We start from the raw sequence: 26092 nt of genomic DNA, 5'->3' as shown, positions 1-26092 counted from the left end.
GTCACAGCCGGATGAGCCAACGTTCAGAGAGGAACGCCCGTGGCTACGCACCCAGTGGCGGCAGAACGCCCCGCCACCATCCATGACATCGCCGCCCTGTGTGGCGTGGCGGCATCGACGGTGTCCAGGGCACTGACCAATCCCGACCGCGTCAATATCCGCACCCGCGAGCGGATCCAGGCGGCCGCCGTCGAGCTTAACTACACGCCAAACTCGCAGGCGAAAGCCCTGAGTTCAGGAAAGACCGGCGCCGTAGGCGTCCTGGTCCCGGACATTACCAACCCCTTCTACTTCGATCTCATCCGTGGGACGCAGCTCCAACTCAAGGCCGCCGGTTATACACAGCTCCTGGTGGATACCGAAGAGTCGGACGAGGTCGAGGCCAGCACGCTGGAGCAATTGCGCAAAAGTGCCGACGGCGTCATCGTGGCTGCTTCCCGCCTCACCGATGAAGCCCTCGCCGCTGCCGCGTCCAGGATGCCGATGGTCACCGTCAACCGCGATGTCGACGGCGTCCCTGCGGTCATCATCGACACTCCCTCTGCCATGCCGCAGGCCCTTGACCACCTCATCTCCGTAGGCCACACCTCTGTGGCGTATATTTCCGGGCCCGCCATCTCGCAATCGAGCGCACGCCGCTGGGCCGCGTTGTCCGCCGCCGCTGAAAGCCGCGGCGTTGACGTCCGGAGCCTGGGCCCTTTCGCGCCCACCACCCGGTCCGGGGCCGCTGCCGCCGACGCCGCCGTGCACAGCGGGGTCACGGCATGCATCGTCTTCAACGACCTGATCGCCATCGGCATGCTGCAGCGGCTGCGCGAACGTGGACTGCGCGTCCCGGAGGACATGAGCATTGTGGGCTGCGATGACATCTTCGGCGCAGACTTCTGCAACCCTCCCCTGACCACCATGAGCTCCCCCATCGAACAAGCCGGCCGCGTAGCTGTCTCCATGCTGCTGGCGCAGTTGAATCCCTTGGCCGGAGGCGGAAGCCGAAGCCGCTCCGTCATGCCCACCCATCTCACGGTCCGGGGCTCAACAGGGCCGGTGTCCCCCAACTAAAGGCGCAATATGGTTGAGCCTTCATTGCCGGGCTGACTAGTGTTGAACCATGCGCGAACTCCAGGCCACCATCATTGAGGAAATGGGCGTCCAGCCCCGGATCGATCCTGCGGAGGAGATCCGCAAACGGGTCGCCTTCCTGAAGGACTACGTCAAAGCGACGGGCACCAAGGGCTTTGTCCTGGGCATTTCGGGCGGCATCGATTCTTCGCTCGCCGGCCGCCTCGCCCAATTGGCAGTCGAGGAATTGGAAGCCGACGGCGTGGAGGCGAACTTTGTCGCTGTCCGCCTGCCCTATGGGATCCAGCACGACGAAGACGATGCCCAGGCCGCCCTGGACTTCATCAAGGCCAAGACCGAGTGGACCTACAACATCTCCCAGGCCGTCGACGGGTTCGAGGAAGAGTTCCAGAAAACCACGGGCGCGGAGATCTCCGATTTCCACAAGGGCAACACCAAGGCCCGCGCGCGCATGATCGCCCAGTACGCCCTGGCGGGCGAGCATAACTACCTGGTGATCGGCACGGACCACGGTGCCGAGTCCGTGACGGGCTTCTTCACGAAATTTGGCGACGGCGGCGCGGACATCCTGCCGCTGTTCGGTCTGAACAAACGACAGAACCGCGCACTCCTCGCAGAACTGGGTGCCCCGTCCCGCGTCTGGGAAAAGGTGCCCACCGCCGATCTCCTGGACGACAAGCCCGGCCGCACCGACGAAGACGAGCTCGGCATCACCTACGACCAGATCGACGACTACCTCGAAGGCCGCGACATCCCCGAGGGCGCCGCTGAGCTGATCGAGCAGAAGTACCTCCGGACACGCCACAAGAGGACAGTTCCGGTCACGATCTTTGATACGTGGTGGAAATAGCCTGACCTAGCGGCCAACGGCGTAAGGCGCGGCCGCGAGCGCCGTAGTTTTACCGTCGATCAGGTCCGCCAGCATCTCTGCTGACCCGCAGGCCATGGTCCACCCAAGGTGCCCGTGACCGGTGTTGATGTAGAGGTTGCTTTCGCCTGCCCGGCCAATGATGGGCGGTCCGTCCGGAGTCATGGGGCGAAGTCCCACTTTGTAGGTAGCCCTGCTGAGATCCAGCACCCCGGGGAAGAGTTCCTTTCCTGCTTTGAGGATGTTTGCAAAGTCCTTCCGGGCGTACTGCTGCGAGTAACCGGCGAACTCGGCCGTAGCGGACATCCGCAAATGGTCCCCAAACCTTGACCACGCCACCAAGGACCGCTCATCAATGCCGCCCAAGCCGGGGGCGAGGGCTCCTTCATTGATGGGAGCGGTGAGGCTGTAGCCCTTCGCCGGATACACCGGAAGCCGGACACCCGCGGTTCGGGCCAGGCGCGCGCTTTCGGGGCCACCTGCAAGGATGAACCGGTCAGCGACAAGCTCACCTTGACTGCTCCTGAGTGCTGTCACACGGGGAGCAGCGGACCGTGATCTGTCTAATCTGATGCCTTCAACGGAAGTGTCGAAGGTGAACCGCACTCCCAACTCCTCACACAGCTTGCGGACTTCCGCGGCAAATTTGGCGGGATTTCCCGTTGCGTCAGTTTCGTCATGGACAGCACCGGCGAAACTGACGTGGCTGTTGGCCAGCGCTGGCTCGAGATGAAGCAGTTCCTCACGGGACACGATCCGCTGGACCTGGCCGTTCTCACGCATGACGCTGCCGTGTGCCATTGCGCGCCCCAGGGCATCCGCATCCCTATAGAGGTAGAGGACGCCGCCGTTTGAAGGCCGAAAGTCCATGCCCTTTCCTTCGATCATCGCGTTGAAGAGCTGTTGGCTCCGTTGGGCGAGGCGGAGCTTTGCCAGCGTGTTTCGATGCGCCCGGGGGCCTGTGCATTCACGCAGGAACTTCAGACCCCAAGACACTAGCTCAGCATCGAGGCGTGGCTTTACCCGGATAGAAGTATCGGCACTGAAGACTGACTTCAGCAATTCCTTGGGTGCGGAGGGTGAGGCCCAGGCAAAGGAGTGCCCGGGCGCGATCAGGCCCGCCGTAGCGTCGCTGGTGGCTAGTGTTTCAGCGGCCTCCCTGTCCACTACTTCAACGTCGTGTCCCCGTCGGGCCAACTCGTAGGCCGTTGTGACACCGATGATTCCAGCGCCAACAACCAGAAGTTTCATTTCCGTGCCTCCGCCCGGTCAGGTCCGCCTTGTGGCAAACAAGCGATTGCCTGCACCTCCACAAGGAGTCGCGGGTCCAGCAACTCGGCAACAACAGTGGCTCTGGAAGGTCGATGTCCTCCAAAGACGGAGACCCAGGTTCTGTTGAATGCCTCCGCTAGCGCGGCGTCCCGGAGATAGACCGTGCAGGAAACCACGTCACCAAGGGTGGCGCCGTAGGTGGACAGGACAGTGACAAGCCTCTCCAGGGAACACCGCGTCTGAGCCTGGATATCACCTTCACCTACCACGGTTCCACGGTCGCCAAACGAAACCTGACCCGAAATGTAGACGGTATCCCCTGCCCGGGTGGCTGATGGGTATGGCGAATCCGGGGTTGTGATGCCGTCAACATCAACCGTCCGGCCGGGGCTTTGAATCGAAGTCATGGTTCCCTTTCAAGGAAATTGGGCACGTATAAGCGCGATGTGGCAAAGGGGTACTACGACGAAGGGGCGCCGCTGGTGGAGTGAACTTAGCTGGTCGAGTTGTAGGAGCGGAGGAACACCTTGGTGCGTTCTTCGCGAGGGTTGTCGATCACCTCGGACGGAGGACCTTGTTCGATGATGCGTCCGCCATCTATGAACACGATTTGGTCTGAGATCTCCCTGGCAAAGGGGACTTCGTGCGTGACGATGACCATGGTCATACCGGACCGGGCCAGACGGCGCATGACGGCCAGCACGTCCCGGGTGGACTCGGGGTCGAGCGCGGACGTGGGCTCGTCGAACAACAGGAGACTGGGACCCAGTGCCAATGCCCTTGCAATCGCTACCCTTTGCTGTTCGCCGCCGGACATCTGTTCCGGAAATGCGAGGGCCCGGTGCGACAATCCCACTTCGGCGAGCAACTGCAGGGCAGTATGGAGAGCCTTCTTCTCAGGGATCTTAAGCCCCTTCATCTGGGCGAGCATGACATTCTCCACGGCTGTCAGGTGGGGAAACAGATAGAAGCGCTGGAAGACCATCCCCACCCGTTGCCTCAGCTTGGCCAGATCCTTGCACACCGTCTTCCGCCCAGCAAACACGGGCTCACCCTGCAACGTTATGGTGCCCGAATCGGGTTGTTCAAGGAGGTTGATGCATCGCATCAAGGTGGTCTTGCCACCGCCGCTTCGGCCGATGATGCTGACGATGTTGCCTGGCTTGACTGTGAAATCCACGGTATCCAGCACGACGCGGCCAGAGAAGGACTTCACCAGCGACTTGATCTCCACCACTGGACGGGCATTGTTCACTGTTTGGCCTTTGGTTTCGGCTCTTCCGATCGTCATGGCTTTACCTCCGAGTATGACGTGGTTTCCGCGGCTGCCAAGAGGGCGCGTGCCTGGGCCAACCTGCGGTACCGGCGCAGGGACAAGGGCGCGCCGGCTTGAACACGGCGTTCAAGCCTCAGGACCACTTGCGAGAGCGGGTAGCAGACCACAAAGTAGATGGCGGAAATGACTATGTAGACCTCAAGGGCACGGAACGTTTCGCTGGCGATCAGCTGCGCCTGGGACATGAGCTCCGCCGCCGAAATCACCACCAGCAGGGATGTGGACTTTAGAAGGTCCACCAACATGGTGCCGGTTCCCGGCAGTGCGAGCCGGAGCGCCTGCGGGAAGATGATGCCGGTGAAAGTCACCGTCGGACCGAGGCCCAATGCTTGGCCTGCTTCCCGTTGTCCGGCATGCACACCGAGGAGGGCAGCCCGGAAAATCTCCGAAAGATACGCCCCGTAGAAGATCACCAAGCTAAGGGTGCCGGCCTGGAAGGCGTCAAGCCGGATTCCGATGGAAGCCAAGCCGAAGTACGTAATGAAGATGATGGCCAACAAGGGGATGTTCTTGAACAGTTCCGTGTAAATGGCAGCCGGAATCCGGAGTAGCCGACGGGAACTGATGCGCAGGAGCGCGACGCCGAGTCCAATCACCACCGCGCCGGCGAAGCCGGCTGCAGTGTAGCCAAGGGACCTCAGCAGACCATCGGCAAGTGCTGGCACATATTCCTGCCATGGCACCTGAAACAGGCCGGGTGCGGGGTTCATGTTTGTTCCTGTCCTTTGGGAGTGGTATCTGGCGTTCAGTTCGAAGGAGCCGTCCAGTCGGCCGGGCGGTCCTCGGCCCGCCGATCCGCTGTCATGGACGGCGACGGCTTCAGGTACTGGTCCGGGTCGCCACCGTATTTGGTAATTAGGCTGGCCAGCTCCCCGTTGGTGTACATTTCGCGAATCACTCCGGAGACCGCTTTCTCCAGCTTCGGGGCCTCCTTGGGCACGTAAAAGCTGGTCATGTACGGCTGAAAATAGGCCAGATCCGGAGATTTCTGCACTTCTTCGTCCGTGGGCGGCGTCAAATACTTGGTTTGGATGCCCAGATCAGGGCGTTGCGCCTGGGTGTAGGAGATGAGCAAGGGGTCCACGAAACCTACGTCAACCCGCCCCGAGCCGACATCAGCGAACAGTCCGTTGGCGTCAGGATAGGAATTGAGTTTGGCTTCTGGAACCGCTTTGATCGACTTCACCCAGACGTAGCCCGTAACGGTGCCCAGGTTCTTCCCCCGGAGGTCTGCAAGGGTCTTGACGTCCCTGTCGCCTTGCACGGCCATCGCTGGCGGGGAGTAGTAGGGAGGATCGGTGAACAATCCAGCCTTGGCGCGTTCTTTGGTCCAGGCAATTCCCCCAATGGAGATATCAACGCGACGGCTTTGGACACCTCCAAGCATGCCGTTGAAGTCTGTGACCTGGGGTTCGATCGTGAGGTTCAGCTTCTTCGCTGCGGCCTGCAGGATCTCGGCATCAAGGCCAACCATCTGGCCGTCTTTCATTGCCGTGTATGGCATATACGGCTGGATAGCTACCTTCAGTTTGCCCGGTTCGATAGTGTCCAGGGCATCTGAATTGCTGGCGGCGCCGTTGCCGCCACAGGCTGTCAGAGCCAAGGTCGCGGCACCCAGGACTGCGACGACGGACGAACGGATGGGTTTGTGGATGCGACGAAACATGGTGGTCGCCTTTCGATGGGTTCAATGCTGATGCAGAACGCCTTCTGCTGATTCGGCTTTGCGCCGCTTAGTAACAACCGTAGGCTTGGGTGTGACGAAAGTCATTGGACTATTCATCCATGTTCTTAGCAATTCCTGCCCAACCTGTTGTACGAAAGAACCGAAAGCGATCCGTCATGGCAGTGACCACCATCCGCACCGGAGCCGGCCCCCTAACCCCGGCACTTGCCCAGCAAATTGCCGGTGACACCAGCCAAATCGTGGGCTTCAACATCCTTATCACCGACGCCCACGGCACGGTGATCGGCAGCGGCGATACGAGCCGTGTTGGCAGCTTCCATGAAGCGTCTCTGGAAGTGATCCGCACGCGCTTATCGGCCACCCATTCTGCCGCCCAGGCCCGGGCGTTGGAGGGGGTCAAGCCCGGGGTCACGCTGCCCATCCTGCTCAATGGCCAGGCGGTGGGCACGGTCGGAATTACGGGCGCTCCGGCCCAAGTCACGCGCTTTGGATTGATGGTGGAACGCCAGACGGAAATCCTGCTCCACCAAGCTTCACTGCTCCGGTCCACCTTGCAGCGGGAGCGCGAGCTGGAGGACCTTGTACGCAGCATTCTTGCCTTCGATCCGCAGGAGACGGACGATTCAACCCTGCTGGACCAAGCCAACGACCAAGGGGTGGACCTCTCTGCCCGGCGGATCGCAGTGGTTGTCCACCTTCCCGGCCGCACGCCCGCTCCTTCGAATACCACGGAGTGGCTACCACGCGCATTGGTGCTGCTTCGTGAAAGCTTTCAGCACCGGCAGACAATCGCCGTCTCCATCAGCGCAAATCGTTACGTCGTTTTCGCCCGCCCCACGCCGGATGGAATGGTCGGAATCCTGTCCCAAGCCCGTCACTGCGTCGACCAGTTCCGCGCACACTTAGGCGCCGACGTCGAAATTGGTATCGGAACCGAAGGGGCCGGTCCCACCCAAATGCGCACCGCTTACGAAGACGCGGCTGATGCCCTGCATCTGGGTCGCCGGATCACCCGCCGCAGCGTCACCACCATCGATGAAGTGCGCATGGAACAGTTGCTGTCAGGCATCGGCCTGCGTGCAAGGCAGCGCTACACGGCAGCCGTGGCCGCGCCCCTTGTGGCCGTGGGCGATTGGAGTACCGTTCGGAGCACCGTGATTGCCTGGTGCGAAAGCGGCTTTTCCTTGGTGGGCGCCGCACGCCGCCTTCATATCCACCGCAACACGCTTATTCATCGGCTTGAGAGGATCGAGCAACTCCAAGGCTGGACTACGCGAACAGCAGTGGCCTACTTGGCGTTGTACCTGGCGTGCAAGACCAACGAGTTCGACGTCGGCGAACCCACTGGATCGTGACCGTTGCGGGCGCGGAAAGGAACTCAGGCCAGGAAGCCCCGCAGGAGGGAAGCGGTACCTTCAAGGTGCTCCACTGTGGCCCGTTCGGCAGCCGGTGCATCACCACGCAGAATGGCATCCGCAATGTCTGCGTGCTGTTCGTTGGCGTGGTCCAGGTTGGTGGCTAGCAGTGGGATGCGGTCCAAGAGATCGTTGAGTCGTGCACGGGTTTCAGCTACTGCACTGACCAAGCTGGCGGATCCGGACAATTCCGCGATTGCAATGTGGAACCGCGCATCCCGCGGGCGGTACCCGTTCGCGGAGGACGCACTGACTTCCGAAAGGCAGGTCTGGAGGTGCCGCCGTGCTGCCGCCGATAGATCTGCTTTCGCTGCCAGGACGGCCGCCGCGGGTTCAATGATGGACCGGAAGAGCAGGACGTCTTCAACTTCGGCCGGATCCAAGGGTCTGTCATCAGGCGTCCGTTGCACTGTGGCGGTGGAGACGTACGTCCCCCCATACCTGCCCCGCTGGACCTCAAGATAACCAGCACTCTGCAGTTCCCCCAAAGCGTCCCGGAGTGTTGCACGGGAGACCCCTAGCTGTTCAGCCAGCTCACGTTCGGGGGGCAACTTTTCGGAGGGAGCGAAAATACCCAACTTGATGGTCTGCAGTATGTGCTCGATGGTTTCTTCGAACGCATTGCCACCCCTCACGGGACGCAGCATCGAGAATGACGAGCCAAAGGGCGAGTCGGGCACTGCATCTCCTTCCGCGCGGGTCGCGGCACCCGTGGTGCCTGCTGCTTTCATAGTAGCTGCGTGGATGTCAATGGTCACGAAAGACACCATTGAGCGCATACTCAGCCAATCAAAAGCGGTGGATTTTTCGAGAACCCTTGACGAGGCGGAGATCACACTCCACACTTTGAAGCATACTTTGGACTGAAAACAGTCCTTTAGGATCCTCGATCGATCCACACATTGAACTCTCCCACAAGCATTCCTCAGACGTTAGGAACACGCATGGAAACAGCGCACCAGCCACCCGGTGGCGAGGAAGAGTATTTAGAGCATCGGCGCCTCAAAAGAGGCGCAGCCGGCTGGATCCTACTGGCCGGTCTGGGGGTTGCGTACGTTATCTCCGGCGACTTCGCCGGCTGGAACCTGGGCCTCGCCCAAGGAGGCTGGGGCGGACTGCTCATTGCCTTTGTGCTGATGGCAGTCATGTATACCTGCATGGTCTTCGGCCTCGCCGAACTTTCATCAACGCTCCCGACGGCGGGGGCCGGCTATGCGTTCGCCCGCAGGGCTTTAGGTCCACTCGGCGGATACGCCACGGGCATGGCGGTCCTGATTGAGTATGCGGTAGCGCCGGCAGCCATTGCTACGTTCATCGGCGGCTACGTGGAAGCACTGGGGCTCTTCGGGCTCACCAACTCCTGGCCGGTCTACCTCGTCACCTACCTGATCTTCATTGGTATCCACATCCGTGGCGTAGGTGAGGCACTGAAGATCATGTTTGGCATCACGGCAGTCGCCACGGTTGCGTTGATCGCCGCGGTGATAGGCCTCCTTCCCAAGTTCGACGCTGCCAGGCTCTTCGACATCGTCCCGAACGGCTCCGCAGGCTCCAGCGCCTTCCTCCCCATGGGTGTGAGCGGCATTCTCGCAGCACTCGTCTACGGCATCTGGTTCTTCCTGGCAGTGGAGGGCGTTCCCCTGGCAGCCGAAGAAACGTCCAACCCGAAGCGGGACATGCCGCGAGGCATCATCGTGGCCGTCATCATCCTGGTGGTCTTCGGATCGTTGATGCTGGTCCTGGTCCCTGGGGCTGCCGGCTCCCAAGCCATGAGCGGATCAGATAACCCGCTACCCGAAGCATTGCGCATCGCCTACGGCGGCGACACATTCTTGGCCGACTTCATCAATTACGCCGGTCTGGCGGGGTTGGTTGCCAGCTTCTTCTCCATCATCTACGCCTACTCCCGGCAGCTCTTCGCACTATCCCGGGCGGGCTATCTGCCGCGCTGGCTCTCCCTTACCGGGGCGCGTCGCACCCCATACTGGGCCCTCATCATTCCCGGCACCATAGGTTTCCTGCTCGCAGCAGTGACGCAGGACGGCGCCCTGCTGATCAACATCGCAGTCTTTGGAGCCACGGTTTCCTACGTCCTGCTCAACCTCTCCCACATCGTTTTGCGCAAGAAGGAACCCAACCTGGAGCGTGGCTACAGAACCCCTGGCGGGATCGCCACAACGTCGGTTGCCCTGATCCTTTCTGCCGTGGCGGTGGTGGCGACGTTCGTCGTCGACGTGTTGGCAGCTTCCATCACAGCGGCAATCTTTGCCGCCGCCCTTCTCTACTACTGGCTCTACAGCCGGCACCGGATCGTGGCGGGCGCACCCGAAGAAGAGTTCGCCCAACTGGCCATGGCGGAAGCCGAACTGAAGTAACAACAATGTCCACTCTCAAGAACCGCGGAGACACCATGAATGAGCAGAACAAACAGTCAGCCCGGAACCAGCAACTGACCCTCGACGAACTTCGGGGGCTAATTGACAGCGGCGATATCGACACCGTCATTGTCGCCATCACGGATGCCCTGGGACGCCTGCAGGGCAAGCGCTGTGGGGCGCGGTCCTTCATGGAGGACGTCCTGGACCATGGAGCCGAGGGCTGCAACTACCTTCTCGCCGTCGATGTCGAGATGGAAACGGTAGACGGTTATGCCATGTCCTCGTGGGAAACAGGCTACGGAGACATGGTGATGATGCCCGACATCTCCACCCTGCGCCGTGTTCCTTGGCTGGAAGGAACAGCGATCGTGCAGTGCGATGTGCTCTGGACGAACCACACTCCGGTCGCTGCCTCGCCGCGCCAGATCCTGAAGGCCCAGATCGAGCGACTCGAAAAGCTTGGCTACCGTGCCTACGCCGGAACCGAGCTTGAGTTCATCATGTTCGACGACTCCTACAGCCAAGCCTGGGAGAAGAACTACACCAGCCTCACGCCCGCTACGCAGTACAACGTGGACTATTCGCTGCTGGCCACCGCGCGCCTGGAACCGGTGATCCGCTCCATCCGCACCAACATGGAGGCCGCCGGACTGGTGGTGGAATCGTCCAAGGGTGAATGCAACCTGGGACAGCAGGAAATCACGTTCCGCTTTGATGAAGCCTTGGCGGCGTGTGACAAACACTCGTTCTACAAAAACGGTGCCAAGGAGATCGCGGACCGACACGGGAAAAGCATTACCTTCATGTCCAAATTCAACGAGCGCGAAGGCAACTCCTGTCACATCCACTTCAGCCTCACCGATCTGGAAGGCAATCCCGTGTTGGCAGGCGACGGCGAACACGGCTTCAGTCCCGTGATGGAACGTTTCGTGGCGGGACAGTTGGCAGCACTGCGCGAACTGACCTACTTCCTGGCGCCAAACATCAACTCCTACAAGCGTTTCGTGGAGGGCAGCTTTGCGCCGACGGCTATCGCCTGGGGCCTCGATAACCGCAGCTGTGCACTGCGCGTCGTGGGACATGGCCCGGGCCTCCGCACCGAAAACCGCGTGGGTGGCGGCGACGTCAACCCCTACCTCGCCGTCGCAGCCATGATCGCGGCGGTCATCCACGGCATCGAGAATGATCTCCCGTTGCAGGCCATCACCAAGGGCAACGCGTACGAATCCGATGCGGACCGCCTACCCACAACCCTGCGGGACGCCCGCGATCTGCTCGCCGAAAGCAGCATCGCCCGAAAGGCCTTCGGCGACGACGTGGTAGACCACTACGTCCACGCCGCCACGGTGGAACTCACCGCGTACAACAGCGCCATCACAGACTGGGAGCGGACCCGTGGCTTCGAACGACTCTGAAACGCACGGGCCAACGTACAGGCCCAGAATCGCACTCACGAGTTACCTTCAAGAGGCCTCTTGGGGAGTGTGGAATACGACGGCGGCAATCCTCCCTTCGACATACGTCGAGGCTGTAGTCGCCGCCGGTGGGACACCCATACTGCTACCACCCCGGGGTACCGACCCTTCGATCCTGGACGTGGTGGACGGGCTGATTGTGGTGGGAGGGCCGGACGTCGATCCTTCCCTTTACGGCCAGGCGCCCCACCCTACGACACGGCCGCAACCGTTGCGGGACAGCCACGATTCCGTGCTTCTCCACACCGCGCTGGAACGCGAGCTACCCCTGTTCGCGATCTGCCGGGGCGCGCAACTCCTGAACGTCGTGTTGGGCGGCACCCTGATCCAGCACATCCCTGACGTCAACCCGGACGCCAGGTGCCAGCCAGCGCCCGGGGTTTACGGGGAGGCGGCCTTCAGCACCACCCCTGGCAGCCTGATCAATGATTTGCTCGGCGACACCGCTGAGTCGCCCTGCTACCACCACCAGGCCATGGACTCTGTGCCCCAGACCCTGCGAGTGACAGCCCGGTCCGCAGACGGAATGGTCCAAGCACTGGAAACAACGGAAGGCGGCTGGGTGTTGGGAGTCCAATTCCATCCGGAGCAGAACCCCGACGATCTCCGGCTCTTCCGCGGCTTCGTGGAAGCAGCCGCGAACTACCGTTCCGACCACACCGCAACCATGAAAGCGATGTACACCGCATGACTGCATCAGTCTTTGACGTAATCAATCCAGCCACCGAGGAGGTCATCCAGTCGGTTCCACTCGCAGGCCTGGCAGAAACGGACGCTGCCATCGAGAAGGCCGCTGCCGCGTACGAGTCGTGGCGGGCCGTGGCGCCCGCGGACCGTGCGCTGCTGCTCCGACGGTTCGCTGCCGCCGTCGACGACGATCTGGAGAACCTCGCCCAACTGGAGGTCCGCAACGCAGGGCACACCATCGGAAATGCCCGGTGGGAAGCAGGGAACGTCCGGGACGTACTGAACTACTACTCCGCTGCCCCGGAACGGCATTTCGGCAGGCAGATACCGGTAGCAGGTGGCGTCAACGTGACGTTCCATGAGCCGCTGGGCGTAGTGGGCGTGATCGTCCCGTGGAACTTTCCCATGCCAATTGCCGGATGGGGTTTCGCGCCGGCCCTGGCGGCGGGAAACACAGTTGTACTCAAGCCCGCAGAGGTGACACCGCTGACGGCGATCCGCCTTGGGGAGCTGGCCCTCGAGTCAGGAATTCCCGAGGGTGTATTCCAGGTGATTCCAGGGAAGGGCTCGGTTGTAGGTCAGCGCTTCGTCACCCATCCTGCCGTGCGCAAGGTGGTTTTTACCGGCTCCACCGGAGTGGGGAAGCAGATCATGGCGGGCTGCGCTGACCAGGTGAAGCGGGTGACGTTGGAACTTGGCGGTAAAAGCGCCAACATCGTTTTCGACGACGCCGACCTTGAACTCGCGGCGGCCGCCGCACCGGGTGGCGCTTTCGACAACGCCGGCCAGGATTGCTGTGCACGATCCCGAATCCTGGTTCAACGAAGTGTCTATGATCGCTTCCTCGAACTGCTGGAACCCGAAGTCCTGGGCATGCGCGTCGGCGATCCCGCCGATGCAGCCACTACGATGGGTCCGCTCATCTCCGCGCAGCAGCTCAGTACAGTTTCAGCGTTCGTGCCCGAAGGCGCCCCGGTCGCCTTCCAGGGCAAGGCGCCGGAAGGTCCGGGCTTCTGGTTCCCGCCCACCGTGCTGACGCCGGACGTGGACGCGCCGTCCTTCACTGACGAGATCTTCGGCCCGATTGTCGCCGTCGTTCCGTTCGACGACGAAGCCGACGCTATAAGGATCGCCAACAACACCGAGTACGGCCTGTCCGGTTCCATCTGGACTTCCAAGGTAGACCGCGCACTTCGCGTGGCGCGCGGCGTCGAGTCCGGCAACTTGTCCGTCAATTCGCATTCGTCCGTCCGTTACTCCACACCTTTCGGCGGTTTCAAGCAATCAGGTCTGGGGCGCGAGCTCGGCCCGGACGCTTTGGACGCCTTCACCGAAGTCAAGAACGTTTTCATCTCGACCCAACCCGCCTAATCTTTTCCACCATTCCCAAAGGAGCAACCCATGCAAGCAGTAGTTTCCAACCGCCTCGCAGGCCGCAGCGCAGTTATCACGGGCGGCGCCAGCGGCATCGGCTTGGCCACCGCACGCCGGATGGCCGCCGAGGGCGCCAACGTAGTGATCGCGGACATTGAGCCGACCTCCGGTATTGCCGCGGCCAACGAAGTTGGGGGCCTTTTCGTAAAGGTGGACGTGACCAGTGAGGAAGAAGTACGCAATCTTTACGCACAGACCAAAGAGACCTACGGCAGGGTCGACATTGCGTTCAACAACGCCGGCATCTCCCCCGCGGATGACGCCTCGATCCTGGACACGGGCATCGACGCCTGGCGGAGGGTTCAAGAAGTAAACCTGACCTCGGTCTACTACTGCTGCAAGTACGCCATCCCGTACATGCAGGAACAAGGCAAGGGTTCCATCATCAACACAGCATCATTCGTTGCAGTCATGGGTGCCGCTACTTCCCAAATCTCCTACAGCGCTTCCAAGGGTGGAGTGCTTTCCATGAGCCGGGAACTCGGCGTCGAATTCGCGCGCCAGGGCATCCGTATCAATGCCCTTTGTCCTGGACCGGTGAACACGCCGCTGTTGAAGGAACTCTTTGCCAAAGATCCAGAGAAAGCGGCGCGCCGATTGGTCCACGTGCCGTTGGGACGCTTCGCAGAACCGGAAGAGCTGGCTGCCGCCGTCGCATTCCTCGCCAGCGACGACGCATCCTTCATTACGGCATCAACATTCCTGGTGGATGGCGGAATTTCGGGAGCGTACGTCACGCCTCTCTCCTAAGCCGCTCCACAGCGACGCGGGGTCACCTACGGCCGGTCCGGCAGCCGTAGGTGACCCCGCATTTCTCTTCCTGCAACTCTTGACGTCACGATAGTCACCGATATATCGTAAACTATCGCCGATACTCCTTCGGCGTAACACCGACCGAAAGGACGATGCTGCTATGAAAGGCATCAACGAACACGACAACAACTTCCCGGACCACGGCCACGGCCATCCCGAACACGAGCACGGCCGGGGTCGCTTCAATCGAGGCAAGGGGCGACGCGGACCGGGCGGACACGGCGGCGGCGGATTCGGCCCGAGCTTCGGCCCAGGTGGTTTTGGGCCGGGATTCGGACCCGGATTCGGACCCAGGGGATTTGGTCCCGGCGGCTCACGCAGGGCCAGCCGCGGTGATGTCCGCGCAGCGATTCTCTCGCTGCTGGCGGAGGCTCCGTCCAACGGCTACGGCCTGATCAAGACCATTGCCGAGAAGACGTCGGGCGCATGGCGTCCAAGCCCCGGCTCTGTCTACCCGACGCTGCAGCAACTGGTCGATGAGGAATTGATCATCGCTGTTGGCGAGGGTCGTCGCACCGAGTTCACGCTCACCGACGATGGCAAGGCCTACGTGGCCGAGCATGAAGAAGAGCTCGCCAACGCCTGGAACACCGAGGCCGACGGCACCGGAGCGGCCTTCCACCAAAGCGTCGGCAAGCTCATGGGCGTCATCCACCAGTTCCGCGCAGCAGCCACTGACGAACAGCGCCAGGCCGCCATCGAGAAACTGGACGAAACGCGCCGGGCGCTCTACCTGATCCTGGCCGATTAAATGCTTGCCACCATCCCCTTGACCTTGACGTAACGTCAACCTCTACTGTCGAAGAACAAGCACAGGACGGAGGACGTATGGACTGGTCAATCCAGGAAATCGCCAAGATCGCAGGCACCACCAGCCGCACGCTGCGTCACTACGACGACATCGGGCTCCTGAAGCCAAGCCGGACCGGCCATAACGGCTACCGCCACTATGACGGTCCGGCCTTGGTTCAGCTCCAGCGCATCCTCCTGCTCCGGGAATTGGGGCTCGGCCTTCCGGCCATCGCCGGGATCCTCGACCGCGAGACGGACACCGTCAAAGCGCTGAGCAGCCATCTCGAATGGCTCGCCCAGGAGCAGGACAGGCTGGCCCGGCAGATCGCCTCCGTTCGGCAAACCATCGACACAATGAAAGGGGATGGACAGTACATGGCACAGGATATGTTTGACGGCTTCGACCACACTCAATACAAAGAAGAGGTGGAAGAGCGCTGGGGCAAGGACGCCTACGCCGCCAGTGATTCCTGGTGGCGCGGAATGAGCGCCGAAGAAAAGCAGCAGTGGAAGGACCGCGTCCGGAAACTGGGCACGGACTGGATCTCGGCTGCCGAATCCGGGGTCTCACCGGATAGCGCCGACGCGCAGGATCTGGCGCGGCGCCACGTCGAATGGCTCCGGGGAATTCCGGGAACCCCGACGGCGGCACCTGGCGGAGACGTCAAGGGTTACGTCACGGGCCTCGGCGAAATGTATGTCGCTGACCCCAGGTTTGCTGCCAACTACGGCGGGGAAACCGGGGCGGCCTTCGTCCGGGATGCGCTGCGGACTTACGCAGAGCAGAACCTGTAGACGGCCGGGATGCGCCGATCAGGGTTTTCACAATAGTCTGGCCGAATGGGTACAAGCACCGTAAAGTCCGGCGAACAGGTTGACAGACAGAAGCGAATTCTCGATGCGGCACTGGAACTGCTGTCCCGCCACGGCATTTCGGGCATCAACATGCGCGCTGTGGCCCGTGAAGCCGGCGTCGCACTTGGACTCGTGAATTACTACTACGAAGACAAACCGAGTTTGATCCGCGCGGTGCTCCACCAGATTGAAGAGCACGACCTCCTCTTGGTGGAGCCAGCGCCTACGTCAACCCCGGACGAGCAACTCCGGGAGTCCCTGCGCCGCGTTGCGGACCCCGAACTCCTGACCACAAGCTACCTGTCCCTCCGCCTCCACCTGTGGGCCCTCGCCCAGGCGGATGAGGACTTCGCGCAGATCAACGCTGCAGCCTTTGACAGATATCTCCAAGGGCTTGCGGCCCTGATCGGCAATGCTGTCCCCGGGCTTTCCCTTGATGAGTGCAAGGATCGGGCGGCCGACATCGTCGTGGTGCAAAACGGTATGTGGCTCACCACGTTGCTGGGCATAGACAAGGCGGCGATCGAAAGGGGCATTGCCCGCACGGAGCAGATTGCTTTCGCACCGACGCGGTAAGTCGACGCTACTCCTCGCCCCAGCGTGCCAGCGCGTCGATCGCCTCGCGCAAGGCGAGCCCTTTATCGGTCAGCGCGTAAGCCCGGGTGTTGTGGCGCAGGGGCAGGCGGGATAATACGCCGGCGGCCTCGAGCTCACGCAGGCGGGTCGCGAGCATGTTGGTCGGGACCCCGAGGTCGCGCTGCAGATCGCCGTAACGCTGTGGCCCCTCAAGCAGCCGCTCCACGATGAGAAGGGCCCACCGTGATCCGACGACGTCCAGGGCCGCGGCGAGGTTGCTCACGTGGTCGGAGCGGCGTCCGGCTTCATCCAAAACGGCGAGTAGTGGTAGCCGTCGGGGTCGTCGAATTGGCGCTGATACATGAAGGGGTAGTCGTCAGTATCGCCGATCCGCCCTCCGGCGGCACCGGCGCGTTCGATGAGCTCGTCGACCGCCTCCCGGCTGCCGAGGTCGAATGAGACCGTGACCTTCGACGGGGTTTCGGGTCCGCCGACCAGCTCCTCGGACCCCCCGACGCTCGCGTACATCTCGCGGCTGCCGAGCATGATGTACTGCTCGGGCGCGATCGCAAAGCAGGACACGTTGTGATCGGACATCTCGGCGTTGAGGGTCCAGCCGAGGGCGGTATAGAAGGCAGTCGCGCGCTCGACGTTCTCAACCGGGCAAGTGATGAAAAGGTTCATGAGGCTCATACTTGCAAAATGCAAGTGCGACGTCAAGGGGTCCAACGCCCGCCCTCACCCCCGCCCGCACCTACTCCACAGTGACCATCACCGACGGCCAGCCTGAGGCCCCGTCGGGCACCGGATCTGCACGCTTGTCCGTCTGGACTTCGCCCGTGCCGTCGGTGGCGCGGGCCTTGACGTAGTGGAGGCCGGGCGTGGCGTCCCATTCATAGGACCACTGGCGCCAGGTGATGGTGGAGGCTTCGTCGGAAAGGGTTGCTTCCATCCATTCACCGTCGTCGATCTGCACTTCCACCTTGGTGATTCCCCGGGTCTGGGCCCATGCGGTGCCGCCCACGGCGACCTTCCCTGGCGGGAACTTCGCAAAGGACTTGGGCACGTCCACGCGTGCCATGGTCTTGATGGGACCACGCTCGGACCAGCCGCGCTCAGTCCAGTAAGCCTTGCTGTCCGCGAAGCGCGTGACTTCGAGTTCCACCACCCATTTGGTGGCCGAGACGAACCCGTACAACCCCGGAACCACCATTCGCACGGGGTATCCGTGCTCCAGCGGAAGTGGTTCTCCATTCATGCCGATGGCCAGCATGGCATCACGGTCATCCTGCAGGACTTCCAGTGGAGTAGAGGCACTGAAGCCGTCAATGGAACGTGAGAGCACCATGTCCGCGCCTTCCTTCGGCTTTGCCCTGGCCAGGACGTCTCGGATCGGCAGGCCAAGCCATTTGGCGTTTCCGGCCAGCTTTCCGCCCACCGGGTTGGATACGCAGGTGAGGGTGACATGCGATTCGATCAGGTCGGCGTCGAGCAGGTCCTGGAAGGTGAGGGTGACCTCTTCCTCAACCATTCCGTGCACCCGCAGCACCCAATCCTTGACATTGATTTCCGGGACGCTCAGGGCTGTATCGATGCGGTAAAACTCGCTGTTCGGCGTCAGCCAGGGGAAGACTCCAGGCACCGGAGACTGGACACCGGCCGGTACAGGAGGCGCCGGCTTAACAGGGGCAGGCAGCCGGAGCGCCTCCCGGGCCTGGGCTATGTTGTTGCGCGCGGCACCCAGCAGCCGCCCGCCGGTTGCCGCGATTCCGGCGGCCACCGCGGTGATACCGGCGGCAGCAAAGAAGCGACGGCGGCTGGTGCCGGCGCCGCCGACCTGGGCATCGGCGTCGGCTGCTATGTCAGCAGGGGCTTCCGGCCACGCTTTCAACCGCCATAGCGGCATGATGAGGCGGCGCAGGACAACGAGGCCGGCGATGGTTCCCAGGACGGAGGGGATGGCGTCAGCGGGTCCCACCCCGGCGCGGGTCAGGACGGCGGCAACAATCACGGCGCCCATGAACAGCACGCCCAGGACGCCCAGCGCCCACTTCCGGTAGGCCACCACACCCAGAACGCAGGCCAGCACAGCGATGGTGAGGCCCATGCCTACGAACAGCGCAGCCTTGTCGTTGGTACCGAACGTGGCTATGGCAAAGTCCTTCATCCACGGTGGCGTGAAGTCGATGAAGGTGGAGCCCAGCGCAAACACCGGGGTTGCCCTTGCCGTGAAGAACGCGCCGATCAGTTCCGCAACGGCGAGCACGACGGCGGCCGACACCACGCCTGCCAGCGCTGCCATGGTTTCGGGACCTTTGGTCCGGAGTCCGAGCTTTTTCATGTAGGGAGTTCGTAGCGGGCGGGACCGGGGATGGGTCGGCCGAGTGGTAGATTAATCCAATTGATAGATATAACCCTAGGAGCCCTCATGCAGACCTCATCCCGAAAGCCGTTGCTCGCGGTGGCCGCATCCATTCTTGTCATCTCGACCCTGGGCGGATGCTCCGCCGGCACAGCAGCCCCTGCCGAGAATCCAGGCACGGCCGCTGCAAGCTCCACGCCGCCATCGAGCACTGAAAGAAGTGGCACAGCAACCTCACCTCAGGCTGAGTCAACCGCCGGCAACTCCAGCGCCGAGGGAAAGCTCGACCCCGCCACTGAATCCCTCACGTGGGAGAACGGCAAGAGGATCCTGGGTGATGAAAAGGGTGGACACACCCCTGACATTGCCAGCTCTTTGACCGATCCCAACGCCGGATGGCAGGCCGACTACAGCCGCATGGCAACGGACGGGATGATGACCTTCACCTCGGATAGCACGCAATGCAAGGTCCGAACAATCCAGGTGCGCAACCAACCCTCCGAACTGGTACCCGGTGACGACCGGGAGTCAACATTGAAGGTCCTCGCCATCCTCATCCCCGGAAAGCCGGATCTCGCCGCGAACGTTAAGGACGCGACCTTGGGCTACGGCATGGCGGGTAATCGCGGAGTGGACATGTTGTCTCTCACCTACACATCGGGCGACTCCTATGGGTACACCGCGGTAAGAACCTTCAGCAAGCCGGCGGTCACAGTCAAAGTGGAGGCGCTCTGCCCTAACGTCGAGACGCTCAAAACAACCCTCGATGAAATTGGCAACAACATCAGCATCAATGCACGCTAACGAGACGTTTGAACATCTGTTCATAATTTTCCTTGAACAGATGTTCAAGATGCACTAACCTCCTTCGTATGACCCAAGCCACATTTTCCGACTCCGCCTCCACCCTTTTCATCAACGGCCGCTGGGAGCCGGCCGCGTCCGGCGCGGTACGCGAAATCCACAACCCGGCCGACGGCGAACTGGTCGCCACCGTGTCCGAAGCTGGACGCGAGGATGCCGAGCGCGCCATTTCCGCAGCCCGCGCAGCCTTCGACTCCGGCGTCTGGTCCTCGGTCCCCGCTCCCGAGCGCGGCGCCTTCCTGCTCAAGGTCGCCGCTGAACTCCGCGAACGCCGCGAGAAGTTCGCCCGTGCCGAATCGCTTGATACCGGCAAGCGGATCGTCGAAAGCCGCATCGACATCGATGACATCGCTGCCTGCTTCGAATATTTCGGAAGACTCGCCGGGCAGTCGGCGGGCCGGGTAGTCGACGCAGGGGACCCCGCCGTCGTCAGCAGAATCGTTTACGAACCCGTGGGCGTCTGCGGCCTGATCACACCGTGGAACTACCCGCTGCTCCAGGCCGCGTGGAAGATCGCCCCCGCACTGGCCGCCGGTTGCACTTTCATCCTGAAGCCTGCCGAGCTCACCCCTTCCACCGCCATCCTTGCCATGCAGTTGCTTCAGGACCTGGGCCTGCCGGACGGCGTCGCCAACCTGCTGACCGGCCCCGGAGCAAAAGCGGGCGCGCCGCTTTCGGAGCACCCCGACATTGACCTGGTCTCCTTCACCGGTGGACTGGAAACCGGCAAGCGCATCGCCGCGGCTGCCGCCGGCACCGTGAAAAAGGTGGCGCTGGAGCTCGGCGGCAAGAACCCCAACGTCGTGTTTGCCGACGCTGACTTCGATGCCGCCGTCGATAATGCCCTGAACGGCGCATTTGTGCACTCGGGCCAGGTCTGCTCGGCCGGCGCGCGGCTGGTGGTGGAGGAATCCATCGCCGAGCGCTTCGTCGACGAGCTGGTCCGCAAGGCACAGGGCATCCGTATCGGCGGCCCGTTCGATGAGTCCGCCGAAACCGGTCCACTGATTTCCGCGGCCCACCGGGAGAAAGTGGACGCCTACGTCCAGCGCGGTATCGAGGAAGGCGCACGGCTGAGGTGTGGCGGTGCGGCCCCCCAGGGAGAAAAGTTCGACGCCGGTTTCTACTACCAGCCGACCGTCCTGGACCGCGTCCACAGGGGAATGTCGGTTGTCATCGACGAAGCCTTTGGCCCGGTGGTAACGGTGGAAACTTTCCGCACGGAAGACGAAGCCGTCACGACCGCCAACGACACCATCTACGGGTTGGCCGGTGCGGTCTGGACCCAGGATGCCGGCAAGGCCCAGCGCGTAGCGGGCCGTTTGCGGCATGGCACCATCTGGATCAACGACTACCACCCCTACCTTCCGCAGGCTGAGTGGGGCGGCTTTGGCCAGTCCGGCGTCGGCCGCGAACTCGGCCCCACCGGCCTGGGTGAGTACCAGGAAGCCAAGCACATCTACCAGAACACCAGCCCGCAGGTGACCGGCTGGTTCGCAGACCACGGCAAGGAGAAATAGATGCACGTCGACACCATCGACAACCTCAGCGAGCGCGGGTTCGATTACGTCGTCATTGGCGGAGGATCTGCCGGAGCTGCCGTGGCCGCCCGGCTGAGCGAGGACCCTGCCGTCACCGTGGCCCTGGTGGAGGCCGGCCCGGATGACCGCAACCTGCCGGAGATCCTGCAACTGGATCGTTGGATGGAACTGCTGGAATCCGGCTACGACTGGGACTACCCGGTAGAACCGCAGGAAAATGGCAACTCCTTCATGCGCCATGCCCGCGCCAAGGTCATGGGTGGCTGTTCCAGCCACAACTCCTGCATCGCTTTCTGGGCTCCCCGCGAAGACCTGGACGAGTGGGAGTCGAAGTACGGCGCCACCGGTTGGAACGCTGCCGCCGCCTGGCCTTTGTACCAGCGCCTGGAAACGAACGAGGACGCCGGCCCGGATGCTCCCCACCACGGCGACTCCGGTCCAGTGCACCTGATGAACGTTCCCCCGAACGATCCCGCGGGAGTCGCCCTCCTCAATGCCTGTGAGCAGGCCGGTATTCCCCGCGCAAAGTTCAATGACGGCACCACCGTGGTCACCGGCGCCAATTTCTTCCAGATCAACCGCCGCTCGGACGGGACACGTTCCTCCAGCTCGGTCTCCTACATCCATCCGATCATCGACCGCGAAAACTTCACGCTGCTGACCGGCCTGCGGGCCCGCCAACTGGTGTTCGACGCGGACAAGCGCTGCACCGGCGTCGACGTGGTGGACTCGGCATTCGGTCGGACGCACAGGCTCTCGGCGCATCGCGAGGTCATCCTGTCCACCGGCGCCATCGACTCCCCCAAGCTGCTGATGCTCTCCGGGATCGGCCCGGCCGAACACCTCGCGCAGCATGGCATCGAGGTCCTGGTGGATTCCCCGGGCGTGGGCGAGCACTTGCAGGACCACCCGGAAGGCGTGGTGCAGTTCGAGGCCAAGCAGCCCATGGTGCAGACCTCCACCCAGTGGTGGGAGATCGGCATCTTCACTCCCACCCAAGAGGGCCTTGACCGCCCGGACCTGATGATGCACTACGGTTCGGTCCCCTTCGACATGAACACCCTGCGGTACGGCTACCCCACCACGGAGAACGGCTTCAGCCTGACTCCCAATGTCACCCATGCACGTTCGCGCGGGACCGTGCGGCTGCGGAGCCGGGACTTCCGCGACAAGCCCATGGTTGACCCTCGGTACTTCACCGATCCCGAGGGCCACGACATGCGCGTCATGGTGGCCGGCATCCGCAAGGCCCGGGAAATTGCTGCCCAACCGGCCATGGCCGAATGGACCGGCAGGGAACTCTCCCCTGGTCTTGAGGCACAAACCGACGAGGAACTGCAGGACTACATCCGCAAGACGCACAACACCGTCTACCACCCGGTTGGCACAGTCCGCATGGGCGCGGTGGACGACGACATGTCCCCGTTGGACCCCGAACTTCGGGTCAAGGGCGTGACCGGACTGCGCGTGGCCGATGCGTCCGTCATGCCGGAACACGTCACCGTGAACCCCAACATCACTGTCATGATGATCGGCGAGCGTTGCGCCGACTTCATCAAGGCCGACCACAGCGCCAGCCGAACGGAGGAAACCACGACGGCGGAAGCCGGCTTCAGCTTGTCCCTCGCCTGAAATGCACCCTGCTTTTAGACCCACGCAACAAACAATGGGGGAAACAGCCGCAGGCACACCGTGGTGCCCGGCTTTTTGATATCGACTGCGTCCAATGGCGGCCGCGGGCTATCACCATTCATGCATGTCTGAATTAGGAGTTCGAATGTTAGAACCCAGCAAAACAGGACCCTGCAAGAGCGATGCAAGCGGCATGGACGAGTTTGGCTATGCCCAGACCCTCGACCGCAGCATCGGTAAGTTTGCCAGCTTTGCCGCCGGCGTCAGTTACATCTCGATTCTCACCGGCGTTTTTCAACTTTTTTACTTCGGATTTTCGACGGCGGGGCCCGCCTATGCCTGGTCGTGGCCCATCGTCTTCGTCGGCCAGCTCATGGTCGCGCTGTGTTTTGCGGAATTGGCCGGCCGCTACCCGGTGGCCGGTTCGGTGTACAACTGGGCAAAAAGGCTCTCCACCGGAACATGGGCGTGGCTGGCCGGCTGGTTGCTGTTGCTCTCCTCCATCATGGCCCTGGGCTCCGTAGCATTGGCGCTGCAAATCACCCTGCCGCAGATTTGGAGCGGCTTCCAGATGGTAGGCGACGGAACAGGCCCGTACGACTTTGCCGTCAACGGGGTCATCCTGGCCAGCATCATGATCGGCATCTCCACCCTCATCAACGCGTTCGGCGTGAAACTCATGACCATGATCAACAGCGTGGGCGTGTTCGTGGAGCTGGTTGCTGCCGTCCTGCTCATTGCGGCGCTCATCTGGCACTCGGTGCGGGGACCGGAAGTCCTCCTGGATACCGCTGGATTCGGTGAAGAACATCCCTTGGGCTTCTTCGGGGTGTTCCTCATTGCGGCCATGGCTTCCGGTTACGTCATGTACGGATTCGACACCGCCAGCTCCTTGGGCGAGGAAACCAAAGACCCCAAGCGCACGGCTCCCAGGGCGATCCTGCGCGCCGTCACCGCATCATTCCTCCTGGGAGGGCTGCTCCTCCTGGGCGGCATCCTGGCCGCACCCGATCTGTCCGATCCCAAGCTGGGAGCGGCCGATGGCGGGCTGCAGTACATCGTGTTGTCGGTGCTGGGCGGGCCGTTCGGCAAGGCCTTCCTGGCGTGCATCGTCGTAGCCGTGGTGGTCTGCACGCTGGCCGTCCATGCAGCAGCCATCCGGATGATGTTTGCCATGGCCAGGGACAACAACCTTCCCTTCAGCCGCCAGCTCAGCAAGGTGCACCCCACGCGGAAGACCCCCACGGTGGCTGCGATCGTTATCGGCGTAGTGGCGGTGATTCCGTTGATCGTCAACATCTCCCAGCCGGCCATCTTCACTATCCTGTCCAGCATCAGCATCGTCCTGATCTACCTGTCATACCTGTTGGTGACGGTGCCCATGTTGCGACGCCGGTTCCTGAAGAAATGGCCCCTGCAGGACGACGGTTCGGAACCGGGATTCAGCCTCGGCAAATGGGGCCTCCCGGTGAACATCCTCGCCGTACTGTGGGGCGGCGCCATGACGCTGAACCTTGTGTGGCCGCGGCCGGAGATTTACAACTCGGTACCGCCGTTCGAGTGGTACTTGCAATGGGGCGGAGTGATCTTCGTTGGCGCGGTCATCATCGGCGGCACGCTCCTGTACCGGCTCCGCATCCGGCACCACACCGGAGTCCTGGCCGAGCACGCGGCGGCCGCTGCTCCTTCGGATCCGGAACCGGCACAGGCGAAGCCGGCACAGGCGGACCTTGCCCAGGCGAAGCCGGCACAGGCGGACCCAGCCCAAACGGTGAAGGCTTAGACGAACGCCGACTTCCCTGTCACCGCGCGGGCAACGATCATCGAGTTGATCTCGTAGCTGCCCTCGTAGGTGTACAGGATTTCGGCGTCGCCAAACAGCTTGCCCATCTCATAGTCCGTGGTGATTCCGTTCCCGCCCAGCAAAGAACGGCCCATGGCGACGGATGACCGGGCCAGGCGGGTGGTGGTGGCCTTGCACATGGCCGCCTGGACCATCTCAAGCTTCCCCGCCTGCTGGATCCGCGCCAGCTCCACCATCATGGACAGCGAGGCGTTGGCATTGCCCAGGATGTCGGCGAGCTGCTGCTGGACAAGCTGGAACCGGGCCAACTCCTTGCCGAACTGATGACGCTCCAACGCGTAAGTACGGGCGATATCAAAGGCTGCCAACTGTATTCCCGCAGCCTGCCATCCCACCCAGGCCCGGGAATCACGCAAGAGATCGTTGGCCCGCGAGAACTCCGTAGCCCCTGGCAGGAGATTCTCCGCAGGTATGCGGACATCGTCCATGACGATGTCCGCATTCTGCATGATGCGGAGTCCGATCTTGTTGGAGATCTTGGTGGCTGAGTAGCCGGGGCGGTCGGTCTCCACGATGAAACCCTTGATCTGGCCGTCGGACACATCGCGGGCCCATACCAAGGCGAAGTCCGCGATGGTGCCGGCCCCGATCCAGCGCTTGGCACCGTTGATGACCCACTCGCCGCCGTCGCGCCGCGCCGTCGTCGACAGTCCCCCGGCGATGTCCGAGCCGTGGTCCGGTTCGGTGAGCGCGAAGGCGCCCAGCTGGGTGAAGGCTTCCAGCCCCGGCAGCCAGCGACTCTTTTGTTCTGGAGAACCGAGCTCGTCAATCATGCCCACGATGAGCTCGTTGTGGATGCCCACCAGCGCCGAAAGTGACACATCAGCCCGGGCGATCTCGGTATACATGAGGCCCTTGAAGAGCTTGGTGGAGCCGTCTGTTTGCAGTCCGCCGAGCCCGAACTTGGCCATGTCAGCGAGGAGCCCGAACGGGAATTCCTCCCGGTTCCAGTAGTCGATGCTGGCAGAGCGGATGCGTGTTTGCAGGAACTCCCTGATCTCCAGATATCGCAAGCGCTCCCCCGCCGGGAGCAGGTCCAGTACGTGCATCAGGTCCGCCTCCGGGTAAGGAGGGAGGACGTGTTCCGGTGCCGCCCCGCTGGTAACGGTGCCGGCCGCTTTGTCGTCGAGCATCAGACCCCTTCGTCATCTCCCATACGGG

The 26092-nt window shown here is 62.4% G+C and carries 25 protein-coding genes; 15 read left to right on the top strand and 10 right to left on the bottom strand.

Annotated elements, in window-relative coordinates:
- Positions 1–39 precede the first annotated feature (39 nt).
- Positions 40–1059: a LacI family DNA-binding transcriptional regulator gene (locus tag QF015_RS15785; RefSeq protein WP_429390099.1), complete on the top strand. Its 1020-nt coding sequence runs from the start codon at positions 40–42 to the stop codon at positions 1057–1059.
- 49 nt (positions 1060–1108) lie between these two features.
- The gene (nadE, locus tag QF015_RS15780; RefSeq protein ID WP_429390098.1) at positions 1109–1930 is read left to right on the top strand and encodes an ammonia-dependent NAD(+) synthetase; all 822 of its coding nucleotides are present in this window, start codon (positions 1109–1111) and stop codon (positions 1928–1930) included.
- Between the two features lie 6 nt (positions 1931–1936).
- Here nadE and QF015_RS15775 read toward each other — a convergent pair whose 3' ends face one another.
- From QF015_RS15775 to QF015_RS15755, 5 genes are all read right to left on the bottom strand, one after another.
- Complete coding sequence (locus tag QF015_RS15775) at positions 1937–3199, bottom strand: D-amino acid dehydrogenase (RefSeq protein ID WP_429390097.1); 1263 nt, start codon at positions 3197–3199, stop codon at positions 1937–1939.
- Positions 3196–3627: a RidA family protein gene (locus QF015_RS15770; protein WP_429390096.1), complete on the bottom strand. Its 432-nt coding sequence runs from the start codon at positions 3625–3627 to the stop codon at positions 3196–3198. Before QF015_RS15770 ends, QF015_RS15775 begins: the two co-directional genes overlap by 4 nt.
- Positions 3628–3713: 86 nt before the next feature.
- Entirely contained in the window at positions 3714–4511 is a 798-nt protein-coding gene (locus tag QF015_RS15765; RefSeq protein WP_429390095.1) for an amino acid ABC transporter ATP-binding protein, read from the bottom strand.
- On the bottom strand, positions 4508–5266 hold the full coding sequence (locus QF015_RS15760; RefSeq protein ID WP_429390094.1) for an amino acid ABC transporter permease: 759 nt from the start codon (positions 5264–5266) through the stop codon (positions 4508–4510). Before QF015_RS15760 ends, QF015_RS15765 begins: the two co-directional genes overlap by 4 nt.
- 35 nt (positions 5267–5301) lie before the next feature.
- The gene (locus QF015_RS15755; protein WP_429390093.1) at positions 5302–6222 is read right to left on the bottom strand and encodes a substrate-binding periplasmic protein; all 921 of its coding nucleotides are present in this window, start codon (positions 6220–6222) and stop codon (positions 5302–5304) included.
- Positions 6223–6398: 176 nt separating this feature from the next.
- Here QF015_RS15755 and QF015_RS15750 point away from each other — a divergent pair, with 176 nt between their 5' ends.
- Positions 6399–7598: a CdaR family transcriptional regulator gene (locus QF015_RS15750; protein ID WP_429390092.1), complete on the top strand. Its 1200-nt coding sequence runs from the start codon at positions 6399–6401 to the stop codon at positions 7596–7598.
- Between the two features lie 23 nt (positions 7599–7621).
- On the opposite strand, the gene QF015_RS15745 is transcribed toward QF015_RS15750, so the two are convergent.
- A complete protein-coding gene (locus QF015_RS15745) occupies positions 7622–8416 on the bottom strand; it encodes a FadR/GntR family transcriptional regulator (protein WP_429390091.1) in 795 nt (264 codons plus the stop codon).
- Positions 8417–8602: 186 nt separating this feature from the next.
- On the opposite strand from QF015_RS15745, the gene eat reads away from it, so the two are divergent.
- The 8 genes from eat (at position 8603) to QF015_RS15705 (ending at position 16668) form a co-directional block, all read left to right on the top strand.
- Positions 8603–10033: an ethanolamine permease gene (gene eat / locus QF015_RS15740; RefSeq protein WP_429390090.1), complete on the top strand. Its 1431-nt coding sequence runs from the start codon at positions 8603–8605 to the stop codon at positions 10031–10033.
- A gap of 35 nt (positions 10034–10068) precedes the next feature.
- Entirely contained in the window at positions 10069–11451 is a 1383-nt protein-coding gene (locus QF015_RS15735; RefSeq protein WP_429390152.1) for a glutamine synthetase family protein, read from the top strand.
- Positions 11432–12202 carry a gamma-glutamyl-gamma-aminobutyrate hydrolase family protein gene (locus QF015_RS15730; RefSeq protein ID WP_429390089.1) on the top strand — a complete coding sequence of 257 codons (771 nt, stop codon included), beginning with the start codon at positions 11432–11434 and terminating at the stop codon, positions 12200–12202. Before QF015_RS15735 ends, QF015_RS15730 begins: the two co-directional genes overlap by 20 nt.
- A complete protein-coding gene (locus tag QF015_RS15725; protein ID WP_429390088.1) occupies positions 12199–13569 on the top strand; it encodes an aldehyde dehydrogenase family protein in 1371 nt (456 codons plus the stop codon). Before QF015_RS15730 ends, QF015_RS15725 begins: the two co-directional genes overlap by 4 nt.
- 30 nt (positions 13570–13599) lie before the next feature.
- Positions 13600–14382, top strand: coding sequence for a 3-oxoacyl-ACP reductase (locus QF015_RS15720; RefSeq protein WP_429390087.1), 783 nt, complete (start codon positions 13600–13602; stop codon positions 14380–14382).
- Between the two features lie 163 nt (positions 14383–14545).
- Positions 14546–15196 carry a PadR family transcriptional regulator gene (locus QF015_RS15715; protein ID WP_429390086.1) on the top strand — a complete coding sequence of 217 codons (651 nt, stop codon included), beginning with the start codon at positions 14546–14548 and terminating at the stop codon, positions 15194–15196.
- Positions 15197–15273: 77 nt separating this feature from the next.
- Positions 15274–16032 carry a MerR family transcriptional regulator gene (locus tag QF015_RS15710; protein ID WP_429390085.1) on the top strand — a complete coding sequence of 253 codons (759 nt, stop codon included), beginning with the start codon at positions 15274–15276 and terminating at the stop codon, positions 16030–16032.
- Positions 16033–16077: 45 nt separating this feature from the next.
- Positions 16078–16668: a TetR/AcrR family transcriptional regulator gene (locus tag QF015_RS15705; protein WP_429390084.1), complete on the top strand. Its 591-nt coding sequence runs from the start codon at positions 16078–16080 to the stop codon at positions 16666–16668.
- A 7-nt stretch (positions 16669–16675) separates the two neighbouring features.
- Here the strand turns inward: QF015_RS15705 and QF015_RS15700 are convergent, their stop codons facing one another.
- The 3 genes from QF015_RS15700 to QF015_RS15690 form a co-directional block, all read right to left on the bottom strand.
- Positions 16676–16951, bottom strand: coding sequence for a winged helix-turn-helix transcriptional regulator (locus QF015_RS15700; protein WP_310203165.1), 276 nt, complete (start codon positions 16949–16951; stop codon positions 16676–16678).
- A complete protein-coding gene (locus QF015_RS15695) occupies positions 16948–17352 on the bottom strand; it encodes a VOC family protein (RefSeq protein ID WP_310203167.1) in 405 nt (134 codons plus the stop codon). The genes QF015_RS15700 and QF015_RS15695 overlap by 4 nt, the downstream gene beginning before the upstream one ends.
- Positions 17353–17422: 70 nt before the next feature.
- On the bottom strand, positions 17423–19009 hold the full coding sequence (locus QF015_RS15690) for a molybdopterin-dependent oxidoreductase (RefSeq protein ID WP_429390083.1): 1587 nt from the start codon (positions 19007–19009) through the stop codon (positions 17423–17425).
- An 87-nt stretch (positions 19010–19096) separates the two neighbouring features.
- Between QF015_RS15690 and QF015_RS15685 the strand changes: the two genes are divergently transcribed.
- The 4 genes from QF015_RS15685 to QF015_RS15670 all read left to right on the top strand — a co-directional run bounded on the left by QF015_RS15685 (position 19097) and on the right by QF015_RS15670 (position 24850).
- Positions 19097–19834 (top strand): hypothetical protein, encoded by a 738-nt coding sequence (locus tag QF015_RS15685; protein WP_429390082.1) that lies wholly within the window; start codon positions 19097–19099, stop codon positions 19832–19834.
- 68 nt (positions 19835–19902) lie between these two features.
- Positions 19903–21414 carry an aldehyde dehydrogenase family protein gene (locus QF015_RS15680; protein WP_429390081.1) on the top strand — a complete coding sequence of 504 codons (1512 nt, stop codon included), beginning with the start codon at positions 19903–19905 and terminating at the stop codon, positions 21412–21414.
- Entirely contained in the window at positions 21415–23067 is a 1653-nt protein-coding gene (locus QF015_RS15675; RefSeq protein ID WP_429390080.1) for a GMC family oxidoreductase, read from the top strand. It begins immediately after the preceding gene.
- Positions 23068–23212: 145 nt separating this feature from the next.
- A complete protein-coding gene (locus tag QF015_RS15670; RefSeq protein WP_429390079.1) occupies positions 23213–24850 on the top strand; it encodes an APC family permease in 1638 nt (545 codons plus the stop codon).
- Here QF015_RS15670 and QF015_RS15665 read toward each other — a convergent pair.
- Positions 24847–26064: an acyl-CoA dehydrogenase family protein gene (locus QF015_RS15665; protein ID WP_310203178.1), complete on the bottom strand. Its 1218-nt coding sequence runs from the start codon at positions 26062–26064 to the stop codon at positions 24847–24849. The genes QF015_RS15670 and QF015_RS15665 overlap by 4 nt on opposite strands.
- Positions 26065–26092 lie beyond the last annotated feature (28 nt).

It is taken from the genome of Paenarthrobacter sp. TE4293 (genome assembly GCF_050435325.1).
GTDB lineage: Bacteria > Actinomycetota > Actinomycetes > Actinomycetales > Micrococcaceae > Arthrobacter > Arthrobacter nitroguajacolicus_C.
Note: the sequence above shows the minus strand (reverse complement) of the source record. Positions and strands in the feature narration are given on the sequence as shown.